19 protein-coding genes are annotated in these 22,060 nt (G+C 52.8%); 12 read left to right on the forward strand and 7 right to left on the reverse strand.

Annotated elements, in window-relative coordinates:
- Positions 1 to 10: 10 nt before the first annotated feature.
- From V6575_RS16775 to V6575_RS16785, 3 genes are all read right to left on the reverse strand, one after another.
- Positions 11 to 418, reverse strand: a complete 408-nt coding sequence (locus tag V6575_RS16775; protein WP_340275985.1) for a (deoxy)nucleoside triphosphate pyrophosphohydrolase — start codon at positions 416 to 418, stop codon at positions 11 to 13.
- Positions 419 to 518: 100 nt separating this feature from the next.
- Positions 519 to 1,760: a bifunctional glutamate N-acetyltransferase/amino-acid acetyltransferase ArgJ gene (gene argJ, locus V6575_RS16780; protein WP_340275986.1), complete on the reverse strand. Its 1,242-nt coding sequence runs from the start codon at positions 1,758 to 1,760 to the stop codon at positions 519 to 521.
- Between the two features lie 106 nt (positions 1,761 to 1,866).
- Positions 1,867 to 2,730, reverse strand: coding sequence for a peptidylprolyl isomerase (locus V6575_RS16785; protein ID WP_340275988.1), 864 nt, complete (start codon positions 2,728 to 2,730; stop codon positions 1,867 to 1,869).
- Between the two features lie 267 nt (positions 2,731 to 2,997).
- On the opposite strand from V6575_RS16785, the gene secA reads away from it, so the two are divergent.
- The 5 genes from secA to V6575_RS16810 all read left to right on the forward strand — a co-directional run bounded on the left by secA (position 2,998) and on the right by V6575_RS16810 (position 10,068).
- Positions 2,998 to 5,739: a preprotein translocase subunit SecA gene (gene secA / locus V6575_RS16790; protein ID WP_340276155.1), complete on the forward strand. Its 2,742-nt coding sequence runs from the start codon at positions 2,998 to 3,000 to the stop codon at positions 5,737 to 5,739.
- A gap of 98 nt (positions 5,740 to 5,837) precedes the next feature.
- On the forward strand, positions 5,838 to 6,860 hold the full coding sequence (locus V6575_RS16795; protein WP_340275989.1) for a glycosyltransferase family 2 protein: 1,023 nt from the start codon (positions 5,838 to 5,840) through the stop codon (positions 6,858 to 6,860).
- Positions 6,850 to 7,302, forward strand: coding sequence for a GtrA family protein (locus V6575_RS16800; RefSeq protein ID WP_340275990.1), 453 nt, complete (start codon positions 6,850 to 6,852; stop codon positions 7,300 to 7,302). The genes V6575_RS16795 and V6575_RS16800 overlap by 11 nt, the downstream gene beginning before the upstream one ends.
- A 4-nt stretch (positions 7,303 to 7,306) precedes the next feature.
- Positions 7,307 to 8,806, forward strand: coding sequence for a glycosyltransferase family 39 protein (locus V6575_RS16805; RefSeq protein WP_340275991.1), 1,500 nt, complete (start codon positions 7,307 to 7,309; stop codon positions 8,804 to 8,806).
- Positions 8,807 to 8,862: 56 nt separating this feature from the next.
- A complete protein-coding gene (locus V6575_RS16810; protein ID WP_340275992.1) occupies positions 8,863 to 10,068 on the forward strand; it encodes an adenylate/guanylate cyclase domain-containing protein in 1,206 nt (401 codons plus the stop codon).
- A gap of 55 nt (positions 10,069 to 10,123) precedes the next feature.
- Here the strand turns inward: V6575_RS16810 and V6575_RS16815 are convergent, their stop codons facing one another.
- The gene (locus tag V6575_RS16815; RefSeq protein WP_340275995.1) at positions 10,124 to 10,723 is read right to left on the reverse strand and encodes a L,D-transpeptidase; all 600 of its coding nucleotides are present in this window, start codon (positions 10,721 to 10,723) and stop codon (positions 10,124 to 10,126) included.
- Between the two features lie 237 nt (positions 10,724 to 10,960).
- Here V6575_RS16815 and V6575_RS16820 point away from each other — a divergent pair, with 237 nt between their 5' ends.
- From V6575_RS16820 to V6575_RS16830, 3 genes are all read left to right on the forward strand, one after another.
- Positions 10,961 to 11,758, forward strand: a complete 798-nt coding sequence (locus V6575_RS16820; protein ID WP_340275996.1) for an alpha/beta fold hydrolase — start codon at positions 10,961 to 10,963, stop codon at positions 11,756 to 11,758.
- A 264-nt stretch (positions 11,759 to 12,022) separates the two neighbouring features.
- Entirely contained in the window at positions 12,023 to 13,429 is a 1,407-nt protein-coding gene (locus V6575_RS16825; RefSeq protein ID WP_340275997.1) for a uracil-xanthine permease family protein, read from the forward strand.
- 134 nt (positions 13,430 to 13,563) lie between these two features.
- On the forward strand, positions 13,564 to 14,529 hold the full coding sequence (locus V6575_RS16830; protein WP_340275998.1) for a hypothetical protein: 966 nt from the start codon (positions 13,564 to 13,566) through the stop codon (positions 14,527 to 14,529).
- Between the two features lie 19 nt (positions 14,530 to 14,548).
- Here the strand turns inward: V6575_RS16830 and V6575_RS16835 are convergent, their stop codons facing one another.
- Positions 14,549 to 16,552 (reverse strand): methyl-accepting chemotaxis protein, encoded by a 2,004-nt coding sequence (locus V6575_RS16835; protein ID WP_340275999.1) that lies wholly within the window; start codon positions 16,550 to 16,552, stop codon positions 14,549 to 14,551.
- 191 nt (positions 16,553 to 16,743) lie between these two features.
- Between V6575_RS16835 and V6575_RS16840 the strand changes: the two genes are divergently transcribed.
- The gene (locus V6575_RS16840; protein WP_340276156.1) at positions 16,744 to 17,610 is read left to right on the forward strand and encodes a DMT family transporter; all 867 of its coding nucleotides are present in this window, start codon (positions 16,744 to 16,746) and stop codon (positions 17,608 to 17,610) included.
- On the opposite strand, the gene V6575_RS16845 is transcribed toward V6575_RS16840, so the two are convergent.
- Positions 17,607 to 18,464 (reverse strand): YihY/virulence factor BrkB family protein, encoded by an 858-nt coding sequence (locus tag V6575_RS16845; protein ID WP_340276000.1) that lies wholly within the window; start codon positions 18,462 to 18,464, stop codon positions 17,607 to 17,609. The two genes, V6575_RS16840 and V6575_RS16845, sit on opposite strands and share 4 nt — an antisense overlap.
- A 170-nt stretch (positions 18,465 to 18,634) precedes the next feature.
- On the opposite strand from V6575_RS16845, the gene V6575_RS16850 reads away from it, so the two are divergent.
- Positions 18,635 to 20,323, forward strand: coding sequence for an acyl-CoA dehydrogenase family protein (locus V6575_RS16850; protein WP_340276001.1), 1,689 nt, complete (start codon positions 18,635 to 18,637; stop codon positions 20,321 to 20,323).
- 65 nt (positions 20,324 to 20,388) lie between these two features.
- A complete protein-coding gene (locus tag V6575_RS16855; RefSeq protein WP_340276002.1) occupies positions 20,389 to 20,769 on the forward strand; it encodes a YkvA family protein in 381 nt (126 codons plus the stop codon).
- Here the strand turns inward: V6575_RS16855 and V6575_RS16860 are convergent, their stop codons facing one another.
- Complete coding sequence (locus V6575_RS16860; RefSeq protein ID WP_340276003.1) at positions 20,770 to 21,198, reverse strand: translation initiation factor IF-3; 429 nt, start codon at positions 21,196 to 21,198, stop codon at positions 20,770 to 20,772.
- Positions 21,199 to 21,518: 320 nt separating this feature from the next.
- On the opposite strand from V6575_RS16860, the gene infC reads away from it, so the two are divergent.
- The gene (infC, locus tag V6575_RS16865) at positions 21,519 to 22,058 is read left to right on the forward strand and encodes a translation initiation factor IF-3 (RefSeq protein ID WP_340276157.1); all 540 of its coding nucleotides are present in this window, start codon (positions 21,519 to 21,521) and stop codon (positions 22,056 to 22,058) included.
- Positions 22,059 to 22,060 lie beyond the last annotated feature (2 nt).

Below are 22,060 nucleotides of genomic sequence, written 5' to 3' on the forward strand. Positions count from 1 at the left end.
CAGGTTCGTGCTACATTGGCACCAGATCCATCAAGAATGGTATCAGGGGCTCGTCCGCCGCAGGCATCGGATAGTCGCGCAATCTGGCGGGCCTTACCCATTTAAGAGCTTGCCCTTCCCGACCACTCGGTGTTCCGTCCCAACGGCGACAAATGTACAATGGCATCAGAAGATGAAAATCTTCGTAAGCATGGCTGGCGAAGGTCAACGGCGCCAAACACGCTTCGTTAACACAAATCCCAAGTTCTTCGTCCAGTTCCCGGATCAAGGTTTCTTCAGGTCGTTCGCCAACTTCAACCTTGCCGCCAGGAAACTCCCACAATCCCGCCATTGATTTTCCTTCCGGCCTTTGTGCCAGAAGAATTCGTCCATCGACATCAACAAGCGCGCAGGCCGCCACGAGAACAATTTTGCTCATCAATTCTGTTCCAACATCACACAAGAGGATAACGATCGATTTACCGTGTTCAGGAAAGCTCTCATTAAAACCGCAGCCAATCGATGATAACGCGTCCTAGCTAGCTCCGATAATCACCATTAATCGCGATGTATTCCTTGGTCAGGTCACAGGTCCAGATACACGCCTGACCACTGCCAAGACCAAGGTCAACGCGGATCACAATGTCTTCTTCCTTCATCACTGCAGCCGCTAGTTCTTCCCCATATTCGGGGTCCCGTTCACCATCAACAGCCACTCGAATATCGCCGAACCAGATCGCAAGCTTGTCTCTGTCTGCAGGTTCACCAGCTTTGCCAACAGCCATCACGACACGTCCCCAATTGGCGTCCTCGCCGGCAACAGCTGTCTTGACCAAGGGTGAATTACCGATCGAAAGCGCGATTTTCTTTGCCGAAATATCACTCTCAGCACCTTCAACCTGCACTTCGACAAACTTCCGGGCACCTTCACCGTCACGCACAATCTGTTGTGCGAGGTTTTGCATCATGTCGCCCAAAGCTGCACGAACGGTCCCAAGACGCGGGTCATCCAGATCGTCCAATTTCGCAACGCCCCGTTTTTCAGCAGCGCCAGTCGCAAACAGCAGCACAGTATCAGAAGTCGAGGTATCACTATCAACAGTGACCGAGTTGAAGCTTTCGCCAGTTTCGCCCGACAAGAGGGATTGAAGAACCTTTGGGGAAATCGCCGCATCGGTAAAAATAAAAGACAGCATGGTCGCCATATCAGGTGCGATCATCCCCGCACCTTTTGCAATGCCATTAAAGGTGACAGCCTTGCCGTCAAACTCGACAGTCGCAGTTGCGATCTTCGGATATGTGTCCGTCGTCATGATCGCTTCAGCCGCTTCACGCCAGCTTGCTGGTTGAACCGCAGCAGCCAGATCATCAATCACGGCTTCAAATTTACCCGCATCCAGCGGTTCGCCAATCACACCGGTTGATGCCAAAAAGACTTCATTCACATTACAACCGAGAGACTTGGCCGCAATCTTTGCAGATAACTCAACCGCAGTAGAACCTTTTTTGCCAGTGAAGGCGTTGGCATTTCCGGAATTGACCAACAGTCCGCGAGCGGTGCCATTTTTCAAAATTGCCTTACACCAATCAACTGGCGCAGAAGGACATTTGGACTGGGTGAAAACACCCGCGACGGTCGTCCCTGCATCAAGAGATGCCAAAACGACATCCGTACGGCCGCGATATTTAACGCCCGCTTCTGCTGTCGAAAAGCGCACGCCTTCAATCTCGGGCATATCCGGATAGAACTTCGGGGCAAGCGGGGACACGATTGTGGCCATCGGCCATACTCCTGTTGTAGCGGAGCAGGCAAGAAACCGCTCCAGTTCCAGCACTTATGCCTTCGCCGGAGCGGTCGCGTAAAGAGTCTAATTCTGCTTTGCAGCGTTACTGGGCAGCAGGGGCTTCAGCAGACGCCTTGGCCAGGTTCTCATCCAGGATTTCAACCGGATGCTCAGCCTTCAACACTTCCATTGTTTCGGCGTAGCGGTCGCGAACCAGATTCTGACGCAAATTGGCCGATACGTCTTCAAACGTTGGCTTTTCCTGACGACGCTTGTCTTCCAACAAAATCACATGCCAACCAAATTGTGTTTCGACAGGCTCTTTCGTGAAAGTACCCTTTTCGAGCTTCAGAAGAGCTTCCTCAAATGGGGGAACCATTTGGCCCTTGGAGAAATACCCGAGATCCCCACCATTTGGGCCAGATGGACCCGTTGATTTTTCTTTCGCCAATTCAGCGAAATCCGCTCCGCCTTCGAGATCCTTAATAATGGCTTCGGCCTCCGCCTTTTCCTTCACCAGAATATGCCGCGCCTTCATTTCTTCCGGCCCTTCAAAATCGGCAAACTCCTTGTCATAGGCAGCTTTGACCTCTTCTTCGGTGATTGCACCATCAATTTTCTGCGCCAAATAAGCATTGCGCAAAGCACGGAGAGTCAGGAAATCAACCTGCTTCTTAAAATCCGGGTCTTTGTCGATGTCGGCATTTTTAGCCGCTTCCGCAAGCAGTTCCATATCGACAAGCACGTCCAGCAAAATTGCACGCCATTGCGCTGGCGGAAAACGTTTTAGTTCTGCGCCCAGGTCCTGAGCCGCAAATGCAAGGTCGGCTTCAGTGATTTCTGAGTTGCCAACCTTGGCCACAACATCACCGGGTTCAGCCGCCAAAACCGCAGAGCTCCCTAGCATTAGAGCCAGAGCTGGAACAGCAAGGAAACGTGCCTGCCGACGCACGGAAAAACGAAACATGAGAAGTCCTTTACACTTATGAAGTGATTTCTGGCAGCCCTGACCGTCAGGACGGGGCAACTTTGCTTAAACCAGCGCCGTTGACAAGCTTTGGACCCCCTCTTATCTGTCGGACGTCCGGTCTTTCGATGCGGACGTCATCTTTGCCTCGAGTTTCCGCTTGCACATCGTCGCTCGCGGAAGAACGTGGACAGCAATTGAGACGATTTCATGGGCAGGCGCCGAGCCGTTCAACTCGGAGCCGCCCGACAGGGGAAGGACCGCCCGATGGCTGGCCTTGGCGCAATAGCACGTAAGATTTTTGGTTCAGCTAACGACCGTAAGGTTAAGGCGTTCAAATCACAGGTAGAGGCGATTACCGCCCTAGAACCGGAAATTCAGGCACTCACGGACGATCAACTTCGTGCGCGGACCGATGAATTTCGCGAAAAACTGAAGAATGGCGCCACGCTCGACGACATTTTGGTTCCTGCTTTCGCAACTGTTCGCGAAGCTGCGAACAGGGCATTGGGCCAGCGACACTATGACGTTCAGCTGATTGGTGGAATGGTTCTGAATTCAGGTCACATCTCGGAAATGCGCACCGGTGAGGGTAAAACCCTTGTCGCGACGGCGCCAGTTTACCTCAATGCATTGTCTGGAAAAGGCGTGCATGTGGTGACCGTCAACGACTATCTCGCTCAGCGAGATAGTGATTGGATGGGCCAAGTTTACAAGTTCCTCGGCCTGACCGTCGGCTGCATAACCCATGGTTTATCCGATGAGGAACGCAGAGAAGCATATGCTTCTGACGTGACATATGGCACCAACAACGAGTTCGGCTTCGATTATCTTCGCGACAATATGAAGCATGAGCGCGAAGCCATGGTTCAGCGTGGCCACAATTATGCCATCGTCGATGAAGTCGATTCCATTCTGGTGGATGAAGCACGGACGCCGCTGATCATTTCCGGACCGTTGGAAGATCGCTCTGATTTTTACAACACCATCGATGCCTTCATTCCGCATCTGTCGGAAGAAGATTATGAACTCGATGAAAAAGCACGGTCGGTATCCTTTACCGAGGCGGGCAATGAAAAACTCGAAGGTATTTTGAGTGAAGCCGGCCTGCTAAAAGGCGAGCACCTCTACGACGTTGAAAACGTTGCCGCAGTTCATCACCTTCAGCAGGCTCTCAAGGCACATAAACTGTTCCAGCGTGACAAAGATTACATTGTCCGCAATGACGAAGTCGTCATCATTGATGAGTTTACCGGACGCATGATGCCAGGCCGTCGTTTTTCGGAAGGCCTACATCAGGCTCTGGAAGCGCGCGAACACGTACGGATCCAGCCAGAAAACCAGACACTCGCCTCGATCACGTTCCAGAACTATTTCCGCATGTACGGCAAGCTCGCCGGCATGACGGGAACCGCCCTGACCGAAGCAGACGAATTCGCTGACATCTATTCGCTTGAAGTCATCGAAATTCCGACCAACATGCCTGTCAGCCGCATCGACGATGACGATGAAGTTTACCGGACTGTTGAAGAAAAATTCCTCGCGATCGTCAAGCTGATTGATGACTGCAAGGAACGTGGGCAGCCAATTCTTGTCGGTACGACCTCAATCGAAAAATCCGAGTACTTGGCAGAAATGCTAAAGACGCACGGTTACAAACAGATCGACGTTACCGACCCGGCAAGCTTTATCAAAGCGCAGCAGCAAGATGATGGCAAGGCGAAAGTCTTTGCTGTTTTGAACGCTCGCTACCATGAGCAAGAAGCTCTGATCATCAGCCAGGCTGGTCTACCCGGCGCCGTCACCATCGCAACCAACATGGCTGGCCGTGGTACTGATATTCAGCTCGGCGGCAACACAGACATGCGGTTCGACATCGACCTTGGCGACATGCCTCAGGGTGAAGAGCGCTCCGCGCGAGAAGCTGTGATCAAGGCTGAAATCAACGAGCAAAAGACAAAAGCATTGGCTGCCGGTGGTCTTTATGTCATCGGAACCGAGCGCCATGAAAGCCGACGCATCGATAACCAGCTGCGCGGCCGTTCTGGCCGTCAGGGTGACCCTGGTCACTCCAAGTTTTTCCTGTCCTTGCAGGATGACCTGATGCGCATCTTTGGCTCCGAGCGCATGGATTCCATGCTTCAAAAACTCGGCCTCGAAGAAGGCGAAGCGATTATCCATCCATGGATCAACAAGGCGCTTGAGAAGGCCCAGCAGAAGGTCGAAGCACGTAACTTTGACGTTCGGAAAAACCTCCTCAAGTTCGATGATGTCATGAACGACCAGCGCAAGGTGGTGTTCGAGCAACGCATTGACTTGATGGATGGAGATACGATCCAGGAAACCGTCTCGGATATGCGGCATGACGTAATCGAGGATATGATCATACGTCATATTCCTGAGCGTGCATACCCGGAGCAGTGGGATACGGATGCCCTCCTTGAGGACGTGCGGACCAATTTGAACCTGGATGTGCCAGTCAAGCTATGGGCTGCTGAAGAAGGCATTGCCGATGAGGAGGTGAAAGACCGCCTGATCCGCGTGGCAGACGAAGCAATGGCCAGCAAGGCCGCCAAATACAGCCCGGACATCATGCGGCAGGTTGAAAAGGCCGTTCTGCTGCAAACCCTGGACAACCTGTGGCGAGAGCATCTGGGAAACCTGGATCACCTGCGCTCTGCTGTTGCCTTCCGTGGCTATGCCCAGCGAGATCCTCTTCAGGAATACAAGACCGAGTCTTTCTCCTTGTTCGAGGCCATGCTGGCTCAGCTACGCCAGATCACAACGGCCCAGCTGATGCGTGTGGAGCTCGTTACCGAGCAAGCCCCACCACAGCCAGAACTGCCGGAAATGCATGGTCATCATATTGATCCGCTTACCGGTGAAGATGAAATGGCCGAACCTCGCGACCCGCAGGACCCTTCGACTTGGGGCAAGGTTGGTCGCAACGAGGCATGCCCCTGTGGTTCTGGAAAGAAGTACAAGCATTGTCATGGCGCTCTGAACTAGGCCTGACATTCTATAAACTCGAAAAGGCCAGCCCCTTCTGGGGGCTGGCCTTTTTACATCAACTGCGGCAGGTTGCATGCCCAGGAGCAGACTGATCTATGCAGATTGAACAAGGCGAACATATCTATCGGAAACGACGCGCTGAGGGCCGCATTGCAACCCCTCTTATCAGCATCGTTGTGCCTGCCTACAATGAGGCAGAGGTCCTTGATCATTTTCTGAAAGACACAAGCGCAGCCGTGGGTCCACTGGGTCTGCCCTACGAGTATATTTTTATTGATGACGGCAGCTCGGATGAGACTGCCAACATCATTGCAGCTCATTTGAAAAACGGCTTGCAGGGACGCCTGATCGGCTTGGCACGAAATTTCGGCAAGGAAGCTGCCCTTACTGCAGGGTTGGCGCATGCTAAAGGCGATGTTCTGGTCGTGATTGATGCCGATCTTCAGGATCCACCACAGTTGATTCCGCAAATGATTGATGGCTGGCGCGCCGGATATGACGTCGTATACGGTCTTCGGGTCGACCGCTCATCCGACACAGTGATGAAGCGCAACTCGGCCGGTCTTTTCTACAAGCTGTTCAACCGTCTTTCGGACATCGACATGCCAGCCAACGCGGGAGACTTCCGGCTCATCGACCGCAAAGTTGTCGAAGCTCTTTTAAAGCTGCCTGAGCGCAATCGGTTCATGAAGGGCCTGTTTGCCTGGGTTGGCTTTTCATCGATGGCAATCCCTTATGAACGTCCACACCGCCGTGCTGGATACGGCAAGTGGAACTATTGGAAACTCTGGAATTTCGCAATCGACGGCCTCACTAGCTTTACCACCATGCCTTTAAGGATCTGGTTTTATGGCGGGGCTCTCGTTGCAGCCCTGTCCTTTGCCTATGCCGCTTTCCTCATCATTCGCGTTATGGCTTTTGGAATTGATGTTCCCGGATATGCATCGCTGATGGTCGGACTGCTGTTTTTCTCCGGCGTTCAACTCCTGTCCATCGGCATGATCGGCGAATATGTCGCCCGCCTATTCAACGAAGCCAAACAGCGCCCCATCTATCTGGTTCAGGATATCATCGAAGGCGCGCCTAATACTCATAAGACAAAGCCTGATGAACAGTGACCCTTCGTCCTTGCACCACCGGGTCAAGACAGAGGTCGGCACGGCCTTCCGGTTTGCCATTGTCGGCGCAACTGCAACTCTGACCCATGCAACTGCGGCACTGGCACTTTTGGAGACAGGCACGCTGTCGGCTTTTCCGGCCAACATTGCCGGGTTCCTTGTCGCGTTTGTAGTTTCCTTTGTTGGTCACCACCGCTGGAGTTTCGCCAGCACTCAGCAAGACGGCAAAGCCCATCAACGCATGCGGCGCTTCTTTGTCCTCGCCCTCATTGGCTTTGCTCTAAATTCCAGCGTTCTTGCAGGATGGCTTGGCCTGACGTCCTGGCCTCAAAGTCTCGGCATCCTCTTCTCTATCGCCGTTGTCCCTGCCCTGACGTTTTTTGGTGCACGCCTCTGGGCGTTTTCCGGTTCACCGCCAGCTTCCGACCCGAACGAGAGTTAATACCTTGACCGCACAGCGCGCAGTCCTTTTTTACGTTCTTGGTCTCGGCCTTCTCTGGGCGCTGATCCCGACCCTAACATTCCCAAATCCGCCGCTTGATGTCGTTGAAGGCTTCGCCTGGGGACAGGAACTTGCCCTCGGTTATACCAAACACCCCCCTATGCAGGCCTGGCTGCTGGAATTGAGCTACCAATTCACCGGAGGATCAGATTTTGGGGGTTACTGGCTAAGCCAAATCGCAATTGGCCTAGGTTATTGGTGCATCTGGGAGTTGGCAAAGCGACTCGGGCTGTCAGACTGGCAGGCCTTCTGGTCAGTGGTTCTGACCAGCGTAACCTTTTATTTCACACTGCCAGCGCCTGAGTTCAATCCCAACATCCTGCAGATCCCGGTTTGGGCCGGAATGGCTCTGTTCTTCCACCGTGCCCTGGAAAAAGGCTGGCTGATAGACTGGGTCTTGCTCGGGGCTATTGCCGCTTTTGGTCTGTATTCGAAATATTTCACAGCACTTTTGATCGGCAGCATCGGCCTTTATGTCCTCGTGATGCCATCTGCTCGGAAGTGCCTCGCAACTGCTGGCCCATGGCTCGCAGCATGTACCTGCATTGCACTTCTGACACCGCATATAATTTGGCTGCTCGACAATGATTTCCTGACATTCGCCTATGCCGCCAGCAGAAGTCGCGGAGCTGAGAACTGGCTGGCGCATCTCACCAATCCAGTTAGCTTTCTTGGCGCACAGATCGTCAATCATGCAGGCCTCTTCATTGTCGTTCTAGCAGGTCTGGGCATAGCAGGTGTAAGGGCTCTTCCCGATAAACTCAGGCAAAAACCGTATCGAGATAAGCAAGTTTTTCTTCTGTGGTTTGCGTTTGTACCACTAGCAGTCGTTCTCCTGACATCTGCCGTGACAGGCAATGAATTCAAACACATGTGGGGCACATCCCTTTTCGTCCTTTCCGGTATTGTCGCAATCCGTTTTTTGAATTTGCCAAACAACTGGCCCTCACCCAGACGCGCCCTCATTGCCGCTCTTGTTGTCCAAAGTATCTTTTTGAGCATCACACTCGGCCAGGCATTGCTTGAGCCACTATGGAAGACCAAACACACTCGCATTCACTACCCGGGGCTGAAGATCGCACAAACGCTTTCAAAAGCCTGGCGGGATAGTGTTGGAACTGAACTTGCCTATGTGGCGGGCGACATGTGGCCAACTGCGAATATAACCCTGCATGCGGCAACTCGGCCCTCCATGTTTTTGCAGCATGACCTGACACTCTCGCCATGGATCCGCATCACAGATGTTCAGCAAAAAGGCGTCATGCTGATCTGGCGCGGCAAAGACGAGAGGCTGCCAGAGAACCTGGCTCGGCTCTATCCGGACGCAAAGAAAGATGGATCACTCACGTTGCCCGCTCATTCCTATGGCACTATTCCGCCGATTAGTTTGAGCTGGGCTATTATTCCCCCGGGGAGCGTTGCTCAAAACGTCGTAAATGAATGATGGCACCCCATATAATCAGCTTGGAATTCAATAACCAGCAGGCGTAAAATTTCACCATGATCGATATGACTGACATCGACCACGTTGAAGATTGGTTGATCGGCGAAGCGCTACAATCGCCTGATATGCCGATAATGTTCGGCGAACTCTGCAATAAATTGAGAGACTGCGGCCTGACGATTGAGCGCGCACTGCTTGGCTGGTCAACCCTGCACCCTTTGATCGAGGCCGAAACGGTCTATTGGGAAAATACAGGCGATGTTCGCCATCGCCAGATTGAGCACTCTGACGAAGACACAGAAGAATGGCTAAGCAGCCCTGTTCGTAGCCTTATTCACAGTCCTAAAACCTTTTTACGCCGCCGCCTGGAAGGCGGAAATGCAGAGCTGGATTTCCCGCTTTGCGCAGACCTGGCATCTGTCGGCTATACTGATTACCTCCTCATCGCCACCGGCTTCCAAATGCCATCCATGCCTGAGATGAAGGGAAACACAGGCATCGTTGTCAGTTGGGCCACCCGTAAACCAGACGGCTTCACAGATGAAGAAGTCAAGGCGATCCACTACATCCAAAAACGTCTCGCCATAGCTGCACGCGCAAATCTCGAGGCAGAGATCTCCCGCACGATTACAGAAACCTATTTGGGGCGCTGGGCAGGATCTCGTGTGCTCAATGGCCAGATCCGCCATGGCGACGGCGAAGTCATCAAGGCTGTCATTTTCTATTGCGACATGCGCAATTCAACCGGCATCGCCGAAGATCTGGGGCCAAACTCATACCTGGAGTTCCTCAACACTTATTTTGAAGCGACCGCAGGCCCGGTTCTCAAGCATGGAGGAGAAATCCTCGATTTCATCGGTGATGCCGTGCTCGGCGTCTTCCCAATCAGCGATCTTGGATTTGATGAAGCGGTCAAACGCGCGCTCCAGGCAGCTGATGACGCACGTGAAAATCTCAATGCAATCAACAATGCAGGCAATAACCAACACGTTCTGAAGGTCGGATTCGCACTGTCAGTCGGCGAAGTGATGTTCGGCAACATTGGAGTTGCCAATCGCCTGACCTTTTCCGTCATCGGCCAGACTGTTCACGCAGCTGCACGCGTCGAGGCCCTGACCAAATCAGTCGGCCGTGAAACACTCATGACCGAGGAAGTCGCAGCTTTTGCCGGGTCGCGCAGTGAACCCATGGGCCTTTTTGAGCTTCACGGATTCGCCGTCAATCGGCCTCTCTTCGCCTTGAAACCAGCCGATGTTGTATAAATAAAGAGCCGGGAAATTTCCCGACCCTTCTATGTTCCACGCAGAAGAAAGCCGACTATAGAACCTTCACCTTGGTGCCGATTTTGACCTTGTCATAGAGGTATTCGACGTCTTCATTCAGCATCCGGATACAGCCAGAAGACATGGCACGACCAATGCTCCAGTCCTGATTGGTGCCGTGAATGCGATAGATGGTATTGCCGAGATAAAGAGCGCGAGCTCCAAGAGGGTTTTTCGGTCCACCAACCATATGAGCTGGTAATTTCCGGCCTTTCTTACGTTCACGTGCAATCATTTCAGGTGGCGGTGTCCAGCCTGGCCATTTCGCCTTGCGTGTGATTTTTTCCGTTCCATTCCAGGTAAAGCCATCTTTGCCAACACCGATCCCGTAGCGCATTGCTTTTCCGCCTGCCTGAACATGGTAAAGCCAGCGCTCATCAGTGTCGATCACGATGGTTCCAGGCTCTTCCGAGCCGCGATAATTGACGAGCTTACGCTTGTACTTTTTACGGGCAATTTTCCCGGCGGCTTCCGGCGTAACCGAATAAGTCATCCATGTTTTTGAATTGGGATCAAAAAAGCGCGATTGCGCTTGAGCCGGCAACACAAACAAGAGGGCAAACACCCCCAACAACGAGAAGGCAAGACGGTGCATATCTGGGTCTCTTAAAACAGGGTGTGACGATGCTACTGCAAGTGGCAGATAGCTCACCACAACATGTGCATCACTATGATTAACAAATCCTGCCCTGTCTCCCGTACGTCAGCGTTTTCACGACAACATAAGCCACCTCAAATCTAGACATCGCTGGTCCAGAGACAATTTCCCGATGACATCAACCAGCATTTCGTGCGACCCATGTTACCAAATCAAAACAGTTCAGGGACCCGCATGACCGACCTCAGCCTTTCCGCCAAAGTGCACCTCCCATTCAACGAACAATCCGCTCAAAATGGCAGCACAGCAGTGCCTGTCGTACTGTTGCATGGCTTCGGTGGCGACAGGCAGACATGGCTCAACATTCAGACAGCCATTTCGCCCACACGCCGTTCCCTTGCCTTTGATCTTCCAGGTCATGGAAAAGCGCTTGATTGGCCGCGAATTGGGCATGCTGGCATTGCTGCGAAGGCCGTTGCAGTATCCTTGGATGCTCTAGAATTGGAGAAAGTCCACCTCGTCGGTCATTCAATGGGCGGGGCTGTTGCCTCCCTGATCGCATTGAAAGACCCTGAACGCATTGCAAGCCTTACACTCTTGGCACCTGGCGGTTTCGGACCAGAGATCAACCACAAGCTCCTGCGCCGTTATGCAGCTGCCACCGATCCCGCTGAAATGGAAATGCTCCTGGAACAGTTTTTCGGTTGGGAATTCAAACTACCGAAACTTCTGGCCCGCAGTGCTGCCGAGGCCCGTGCCCGTCCCGGAGCGGTTGAAACCTTAAAAGCCATCGCAGAAGAAATCATCGACGGATCCGTGCAAAAGACCCTGCCTCGCAAGGAGATGGGCGAACTCCCCATGCCCATCAAGGTGATATGGGGCACACAGGATCGCGTCTTGCCGACACGTCAATCTCACAATTTACACGGTATTGTAGCAACGCATATTTTCGAGCGTGTCGGACACATGCCCCATCTTGAGATTCCGGAAGATGTAGCAAGATTGATTATACAAAATGCTCAAATGGCATGATGACGAATCAATTCTGAACTGAGAAAGCCAAGCCAAGGTGCCGCCTTCTCCAGCGGCAACCTTGAAGGCAAATGCACAAACCATGGTCAATTCGACCATTTGGACAAACTTTTTACAACCACAACCCGGCTAAACATTGTGCTTGCCCAAAAAAGCCGCCCTAATGCAGAGGTAAACAAAAACCAAATGGATCCGGGGCCCAGAGGGGCACGATTTGGGGGCCACATGGGGGGGCGTCGCAAAAACCCGGGCAAAGGAGTCAAAATGGCAGGCGAACAGTCCTCACTCGGGACGGCAGCACAATTGCGCGACCCGAATTACACACCGCCACTGGCACAAGCAATCCCGCTCGGCATCCAGCATGTCCTTGCAATGTTTGTGAGCAACGTAACACCCGCTATTATTGTTGCCGGTGCAGCAGGATTTGGATTCGGCTCCAATTCTCCCGATTTCCCGAACCTGATTTACATGATCCAGATGTCGATGCTGTTCGCCGGTATCGCAACCCTGTTCCAGACAATAGGCTTTGGACCGGTCGGTGCACGGCTTCCCATTGTTCAGGGAACAAGCTTCGCCTTTATCCCGATCATGATCCCGCTGGTTGCTGGCAAAGGCGTCGACGCCATGGCTGTCCTCATGGGCGGCGTTATGATTGGAGGTCTGTTCCACGCCTGCCTGGCACCTTTCATTGGTAAATTGCGCTTTGCATTGCCTCCGTTGGTGACAGGCCTGGTCGTCACCATGATCGGCCTCGCTCTGGTCAAAGTCGGCATTCAGTATGCAGCTGGCGGCGTTCCAGCCATCGGAACACCTGAATACGGCAGCCTGCAGAACTGGTCTATCGCACTCGTGGTCATTGTCGTGACGCTCGGCTTCAAATTCTTTGCCCACGGGATGCTATCGGTATCCGCTGTGCTTATCGGCCTCTTTGTCGGCTACATCGTGGCCTTCGCGACGGGCATGGTCAACTTTTCCAATGTTGGACGCGCAGCACCATTCGCTCTTCCAAACCCATTCCATTTCGGCTTCGAATTCTCGATTGCCGCAGTGGTTGGCTTCTGCCTGATGGGCATCATTTCCGCCATTGAAACCGTGGGCGATGTCTCCGGAATCACCAAGGGCGGAGCTGGCCGCGAAGCCACGGACAAGGAAATCACCGGGGCAACCTTTGCTGATGGTCTTGGAACAGCAATCGCAGGTGTCTTCGGCGGTCTGCCAAACACGTCCTTCAGTCAGAACGTCGGCCTGATCGCAATGACCGGCGTCATGAGCCGGGGCGTGGTGACCATCGGCGCGCTGTTCCTGATACTTGCTGGTTTCGTCCCCAAGGTTGGCGCAATCGTATCCACGGTGCCAATTGAAGTTCTAGGCGGCGGTGTGATTGTCATGTTCGGCATGGTCGTTGCCGCCGGTGTCTCCATGTTGTCTGATGTGAACTGGTCTCGCCGCAACATGGTAATCTTCGCGGTCTCCCTGTCCATTGGACTAGGTCTGCAGCTGGAACCAGGCGCATTGCAGCATGTTCCAGCGACTATCAAGGTTCTACTGTCTTCAGGTCTCTTGCCTGCTGCGTTTATCGCCATTGCGCTGAACCTGATCCTGCCAGAAGAACTTGCAGACGATCAGACGGAAGAGATCTCAGGCGGCCACTCAGGCCACCAGAAGAAGTAAACCCATCCACAGATCAAGCAAGAACGCCCGTGCCCAGCGCGGGCGCTCTTCATTTCAAACACCCTTTCAGTTGACAATCATGCACCGATGACTGAAGTGCATGGCTCAATAACCTGCACCTGACCGGAGCCATCATGACAGTTGACACCGCGCCCAAACCAATCGACGCGATAGTGACCGCAGTCTCTGGGTACGACCCCCAACATATGGCGGTTTGGTTCAACTCTCTGAAGGCAACATCTTTCAACGGCAGAATTTTTGTCATTGCCTATGATGTCAGCCAGCAGCTGGTCGATTACATGGAATCTGAGGGCGCAACAGTCTTCACCTTTCAGCACAACGCCAAGAAAAAACGCTACTCCTATTCCCAGCTGATCGAGGAAACTAAGGACCACACGGACGAAGGCAAACTGCGTGTGGACAGCCGTTGGACATGGACACGCCGCATCCTGAGATTCAAGGACAAGGTGCACGACCGCCGTTTCTTTCACGCTAGCCAGCTCCTAAAGGAGCATTGCGAAAAGACCGGCGAGTGTTTTCGGTTTCTGGCTTTCTCTGACGCACGCGACGTCGCCTTTCAGTCAAATCCGTTTGACTGGCTGGAAAAAAACTTGCCTGAAAATCAGGATTTGATTGTATCGGTCGAAGGCATCACCCACCGCGACCCTTGGAACAGTCGAATGATGATCAAGGTGTTTGGCAAACACGCTCTGAAGCGGGTTCAGGATGCTCCGGTCATCTGTTGCGGCTATTTCGCTGGCAGGTTTGACGCCATGCTCGATTTCATGTTGGCCAATTACTATTTTGACCAGAGCAAGAGAATCGGGGATCAGGTCGCCATGAACCAGCTCTTGAGCTTCAAGGCATGGCGCCAATTGACGACGGTCACCGACTGGTCAACGCCATGGACGCTTCATGCCTGTACACTAATGGAGCCGTCAAAGAGCCCGGGTAATTTCGCAGATCCTGCAACACTGCCAGTATTCGAAAACGGTGAAGTCAGAACCCGATCAGGAGAACTATTTGCCATCGTCCATCATTACGATAGGCATCAGGGACTGCAAAGTCACTTGAACAAGCAATACGGCACCCTAAAGTAATCTAGCGTTAAGCCACATCTTAAGCTGCGCGAACGCCAACTAGGAATGTTGAAATTTCCGCTCGAATTAGCGCCGCTTGTTCGGAAAGAGACGTAGCGGCAGACTCAACCTCGGCTCCGGTTGAGCGAGAATGCTCAGTGGCAGAACCAACATCGACCATTAGCTGGGTGCCTTCATCTGCACGAAGCGAAGCATCATTGACGTTTTGAGCTATCGATTGAACAGCAGAATCTTGCTGCACCACGGCGGAGGCAACGGCCGATGCAAGGCCCTCCATCTCGGAAATGACACAAGTCACGTCCTCAATGGCCGTCATGGCGTCAGCCGAAGATCCTTGAATGGCATCAACCTGTACAGCGATGTCTTCGGTCGCCTTTGACGTTTGTTCGGCCAGTTGCTTCACTTCAGACGCCACAACTGCGAACCCTTTTCCAGCCTCCCCGGCGCGGGCAGCTTCAATGGTTGCATTCAAGGCAAGGAGGTTGGTTTGGGCAGCAATATCACGGATAAGAGCCATAACCTCACCAATCCGATTGGCAGCCTGAGACAATTTTTCCATCGTACTGTGTGTCCCCTGCGCGCTCTTCACAGCCTGCTTGGCAACCTCGGTAGACTTATTTGCCTGACTGGCAATTTCATTAATCGAACTTGCTAGTTCCTCGCTGGCGGACGCAGCGGTGTTCACGTTCTCCGCAGCAATTTGAACGGCAGAAGCTGCTCTGTTGGCCTGACCGGAAACATCATCTGCCGCAGCTTCCACAGCAACAGATGTTTGAAGCAGTTCGCCATTGGAACGATCAAGGCTATTCAAAGCAGCACCAACCTTGTCATCGAAGTTCGTAATCATCTCTTCCAACCGAAGCACCCGTGCATCCCTCAGCTCATTCTCCTGATGCTGCACTTCGCCAAGGCGAACGCGCTCAATAGCATTGTCACGAAATACGCTGACCGTGCGTGTCATCACCGCAATTTCATTTTTCCCACGAGCATCAGGCAATTGTATATCTGACTTTCCGCTTGCCAGAGCCTCCATGGCTTCCTGCAGACGCAGAAGAGGCCCCGATATTGATCGACCAATGAGAATTGCCATAAGAGATAGGCCAATCAACATTGCGACAATCACGGACCAGACAATAATGTCAGACATTTTCCGGATCGATTGCAGATCATCATGAGCTTTTTTTTGAGCCAACCGGGCCGCTTCATTCAAAGACGCAATATGCGGCGGGACAAGATCAAATAAGTTTCCAAGCAACTCGACCGATTTGGACTTGTCGGCTGTGGCCGCAGTGAAGGAATCAAAGGCCGTTCGGTAGGCAGCCATCTGAGAGCCAATATCATCCTTGATCTCATTTGGCAGATACGCCTTCTTCAAAAGCTTCTCAAACTGCGTGAATGTCTCTTCAAAGGTCGCTAGTGAGGCTTCATTCTGATCCAGAATGAACTCCTTTTCCGCCAACTGAACAGCCAATACGGCCCGAACCAACTTCTCAAAATCCGGCCCGCCACCAAAACTCATTTCCTTCTTCAAACGTGCTTGTGCGTCGCCTGCAGTTTGCGCCAAAACACCGCGAAGACCATCATTAGAGCCGTATCCAATCTTGCTCTGAATACCATCAAGCATCTCAAAGGCACCAGACGTTCCATCAAAGGTATCAAGGACATCCGCAATCTCTGCATCCAGTCCCATTGCTTCGCGATTGACAGATATCTCATCCACAATAGTGCGCGCATTCGAAAGCACTATCAAAAACTCGGGCAATGCCTCTTCGCTCGGGGACGCGAGGTAACCATTTTCAATCGAGCGCATGACACCGCCCTGCTCAATCAATCCGGACATCTTTTGGGAAAGATTGGCGCTGGCTTCAAATCTGGCAAAAGCTGCGGCAACCTGCTCCTGACTCCAGAAGAAAATCGCGCCGATGGCCAATAAGCCAACGACGGTAAGTCCGCTCAGGGACAGGATCCGGGCTTTTACCGATAAACTCGAAAAACCGAGGAAAGCAGATTGCGCTTTGGGCATCGTAGGTTTAACCGTCGCTGTTATCGAATAGATCAATTTCTTAAAATGATCGTCCACCACAAGGATTAACGAATAATAGACAATGAGAAATTAATCCAAATATCAGCAATTATTACATTACATCCCTCATCACTCATCAATTAAAGAAAAAACAGGGCGAGATCAAAGTATTGCGCAATTTTTTTACAATCGTGGCGCCAAGCTTATTTGTTCTCCTTTGGTCGACCGGCTTTATCGGTTCCAAATTGGGGGCTCCCTACGCAGAGCCAATGGTGTTTCTGAGCATCAGATTTGTGCTGGTACTGCCCTTACTCGCGCTCATTGCCTATTTAACCAAGTCACAATGGCCCAAGTCTACAGGCCTGATTGCGCACTGCATTGCCACCGGAATTCTGGTGCATGGCATTTACCTGGGAGGCGTATTCTGGGCGATAGATCAGGGAATGCCAGCCGGTGCCAGCTCGATCATTGTCGGACTACAACCGGTACTCACCACACTGGCTGCCGCATTGGTTTTGGGCGAACGTATTCTCATCAAACACTATGCAGGACTTGCCATCGGTGGCTTGGGACTGGCCCTTGTTCTGGAACCTCGATTGGGCCAGACAGGGTCCGGAATTGACCCTGCCACAATCACAGCCGTGCTTTTGGCGGTCGTTTCGATAAGCCTTGGGACCGTCTATCAAAAGAGGTATGTTCAGAAGACAAATTTGCTCGCGGCAACATTCTGGCAGTACATCGGCGCACTGCTGGTAACACTGCCTCTGGCTATGTTCGAAGATCTAACAGTAACCTGGTCTGGTGAGTTCATTTTCGCACTTTTCTGGCTGGCTTTTGTCCTGTCCATCGGAGCCATCATGCTGCTGATGCTGTTGATACGGCAAGGAGCCGTATCGGAAGTTGCTTCCCTGTTCTATTTGGTGCCTGTCGCCACAGCGATTGAAGGTTATTTTCTCTTCGGAGAAATATTGAATGCACAACAGATCATCGGCATGTCTTTGGTCGTTTGTGCCGTGTTGTTGATCCGGCTTCGTGTAAAGAAAGTCATGCCAACCTAACGGTCGCGATGCGTCAGGTTTCTTTGCCGAATGAGAGACGCGTTCAATTCGCCACCGAAGATAAAGACGAGCGAACATATATAAAGAAAAACCAATGCGGTCATGATGCCAGCAAGACCGCCGTATGTGGAAACGTAATTGGCGAAGCTTGCCAGATACTTTCCAAAAGAAACCCCAGCGATCATCCACAGCACGAGTGTTGCAAGGACCCCTGGCAACATCGCGAAGAAGTTTCGTCGGCCCGCAGGCAAAAGCCAATGCACCATCATGAGGCCGACCACCAGCAAAGATCCCGCCACTGCATAGCGTGCAATATCCAATGAAACCAAAACCTCTTCTGCTGCGGGCACCCACCTAATAACAGCAGCGATCACCAATGGGGCCAGCACAACCAGAAACGTATAGCTGATGAGGATCGCAGCTCCGAGAATCACAAGTCCCAGTGACTGAAGCCTTAGCAAAATGAACGAGCGAGTCTCACGCTGGCGATAGGCCCTGTTCAGCGCTGTTCGCATGGCCTCGATCCCGCTTGATGCAAACCAGAGCGCAGCCACGACACCAAAGGTCAGCACATCGCCGCGCGGAACAGTCAGAATCTGATGAACTTCCCGGACAACCGGCGCGGCAACTTGATCCGGCCAGGACGCGAACACCAAATCAGAGACCTGATCGGCGGCCCCCTCAAGCCCCAAAAAACCTGCTAGCGCAGCAATAAATATCAATAAAGGAAATATGGCCAATAGCCCGGAGAGCGCAACGTGACTGGCCATGGCAAAGCCATCATCCCGGTTCAGATGACCTAACGCATCCCGCAAGACCTGATAAAATGATCTGATAATGAGCTTGATTTCCATGTGGCAAATTCATTAACGCGAAGCCTCAAAAGGTCAAGCTGCAGTCAGCACAAAAGCCCTCTATGCGTCGAAAGGTTGAGAAATAACCCCTCGACAAACACCCTACCGCAACGCAACATAGCTGCAAGAATGTCGAGCTTTCGGCAACAAATGAAAAACGAGGTGCAAGAATGTCGACCGCAGCCATGCCGTCAAGCGAGCCAGAAGCCACACTCGCAGCACTGACAGCCAATGCCGTGACGACGCTGGACACACTTCTCGACAGCGCGTCCGCAAAGGTTCGCGCACGGGTTCTGGATGGTGAGCGGATCTCGTCCGCCCGGATGGAAGCTGAACAACGTGCCACCCATGGGTTGGCCTGGATGGCAACCTATGTGGAATCTCTTCGACAGCTTGATGCCTATGCAACGCGGCTGTCCGAACAAGGACGGTATGGCAAGCTTGAAGATCTGATTGTCCGTCTCGGATTCGGCGAGTATCTCGCTCAGATTTTCGGTGGCATTCCAATGAACCAGGGGGAGTTCGTCCGCCTGTCTGACCTCGGCTTTTCCAATGAAGAGGCTTCGAACTTCCGCACCAGCCAGATCGAGACCTTGATCGCTGAGGGCAATACCACAGACTCTCGATTGGCATTGTCAGAACTCATTCGCCACCAAGTCGGCCAGTCCACATTTGGTGACTGCGGCCTGGAGGACACATATGAGCAAATCCGTAACGAAATGCGTCGCTTTGCAGAAGGCAACGTAACCCCACACGCGCATCAATGGCATTTGAACAATGATTACATTCCTATGGAAGTCGTTTTGCAAATGGCAGAGCTCGGCGTTTTTGGCCTGACCATTCCCGAAGAATTCGGCGGTCTGGGGCTTGGCAAAGAATCCATGTGTGTGGTCTCGGAAGAATTGTCCCGCGCCTACATCGGCGTCGGTTCTCTGGGTACCCGCTCTGAAATTGCCGCTGAGCTTATCCTGTGCGGTGGTACGGACGAACAAAAGCAAAAATGGCTGCCACTGATAGCGTCTGGTGAAATCCTGCCGACCGCTGTCTTTACGGAACCCAACACCGGCTCAGACCTTGCCTCGCTAAAAACACGAGCCGTCAAAGATGGCGACACCTGGATGGTTCATGGCAACAAGACATGGATCACCCATCCTGTCCGCGCCGACGTCATGACCTTGCTGGTCCGCACCAATCCAGATGAGACTGGCTACAAGGGCCTGTCGATGTTTCTGGCGGAAAAGCCGCGCGGAACAGACGAAGAGCCGTTTCCAGCAGACGGCATGACCGGCGGCGAGATCGAGGTGCTCGGCTACCGTGGCATGAAAGAATACGAAATTGGCTTCGACGGTTTTGAGGTCAAGGCAGAAAACCTGCTTGGCGGGGAGGAGGGCCAAGGCTTCAAACAGTTGATGCAGACCTTCGAAGGCGCGCGGATCCAGACAGCGGCCCGCGCTTTGGGCGTCGCTCAATGCGCACTGGACCTGGGCCTGCGATATGCGGAAGATCGCATTCAGTTCGGCAAGCCCCTGATTGCCTTCCCCCGCGTATCAGACAAGCTCGCCATAATGGCTGCAGAATTGATGATTGCGCGTCAGCTGACATATTTCTCGGCTTGGGAAAAAGACTCCGGTCGTCGCTGCGATCTACAGGCAGGCATGGCCAAACTGCTTGGGGCCCGCGTTGCCTGGGCAGCTGCAGATAACGCCCTGCAAATTCACGGCGGCAACGGCTTCGCTCTGGAATACCCGATTTCACGGGTTCTGTGCGACGCGAGAATTCTAAATATCTTCGAGGGAGCAGGAGAAATTCAAGCCCAAGTCATTGCCCGTCGGATCCTGGAAACACGCGGGCTTGACTGAGCAACACAGCCCCCCAAAAGCGGACGGGATTGATTTCATAAGCATGCGGTCCCATCTTGAAGTTCATGAAACAACAGTTTGACGACATTGATTTTGACCCGGAAGAGCTTGGCTCCGAAGCTGAGCAGAAGGAATCTGTACGCCAGAAACTCATTCAGGCCAGCAGAAAAGCCGCCCGTCAGATCCCCTTCATGGAAGATGTCATCGCCGGATATTACTGTGCTTTAGATCCCAAAACGCCTGCGAAGGTGAGAGCTGCCGCTTTTGCGGCACTGGCCTATTTCGTCCTGCCGTTCGATGTCATTCCGGATTTCCTTTTAGGAATAGGCTTCGGTGATGATGCCGCGATCCTCATGTCGACCCTTGCCATGATGAAGGCCTATATTCGCCCGGAACATATAGAAGCCGCCAAAAAAGCATTGAACAACGGCGAATTGGGCGCTTAATCAACGACCACTATGCCAGCGGCCAGATGTCCTGCCGGCAATCAGCCAATAAACGCCTCCAGCCAGAAATCCGGCAGCGAGTGCGATCGTAGTGCCTGGCCGCACGGCTGCATCTGAAACATTCATATCAAACGTCCACATGCCAAGAGCAATCAAGCCACCAATTCCAACGTGATACACGACACTGCGCCAGCCAAACATTTCTGCCACCGTTATGGCAATGAACGCTGGCACCATGGCAAAACCACCCAAAACACTGGCAGTCACAAGCCCTGTCCCAACCATGACTGCCAACACCACCGGGTCACCGCCCTGCTGAGCGCCTTGAAAAAGCCCCCAGGCCAGAAAAAGCGCGGCACATATCAGCGCGGCCACGAACCCGACAGCATTCTTGAACAGCTGTAGTGCGAACTTGCCGCCGTTGACCATTGTATTTCGCCTTGGAACTGCCTGCCAGAGCAAGCGTTTGAAAACAACAGGACCTGTATAGTCAGGTTTCCTGGATCCGCATATGACACAATTTGCCTTGGCAACAGAGCCAATCCCAGCGAAAAACAGTCTTTCTGAAGGTAAGATAGCCGTCTCCAGCGTGATTCAGGTTGACTTTTGACCGTTTTCGGCGGATTTTTAGCCCCGTTCTTTCGCTGCGATGATGCAGCGCGTCCTTGGCGCTTGCGTACAGGACCGTTTGTGCATTATGCACAATATGAACAACGACTATATGTTCAACAACACAGGAGATTGCGACCATTCGCCGTCCGTTTCGCGCCCCGCCTCCAAGCAAGGATGGCCCGCGCACCAACCTAGAAATTCGCGTCCGCGAAATCCAGTTGATCGATCATGAAGGCTCCAACCACGGGGTTATCCTTACTGAGGATGCCATGGGGATCGCCATGGAAGCAGGACTGGATCTCGTTGAAATCCAACCGAACGCCCAGCCGCCGGTCTGTAAGATCATGGATTATGGTCGGCATAAATATCAGTCGCAGAAAAAAGCGGCCGAGGCTCGGAAGCGACAGAAAACCGTCGAGATCAAAGAGATCAAGATGCGCCCGAACATCGACACTCATGATTATGAAGTGAAGATGCGGAACATGATGCGCTTTTTCAATGACGGCGATAAAGTCAAGGTCACGCTCCGCTTCCGTGGTCGTGAAATGGCTCACCAAGACCTTGGCATGAAGTTGCTGCACAAGGTTCGGGACGAAACGGCCGAATTTACGAAGGTCGAATCGACGCCTCGCCTTGAAGGCCGCCAGATGGTGATGGTCCTCGCGCCGATTAAATAATC

The organism is Roseibium algae (assembly GCF_037783265.1).
Lineage (GTDB): Bacteria > Pseudomonadota > Alphaproteobacteria > Rhizobiales > Stappiaceae > Roseibium > Roseibium algae.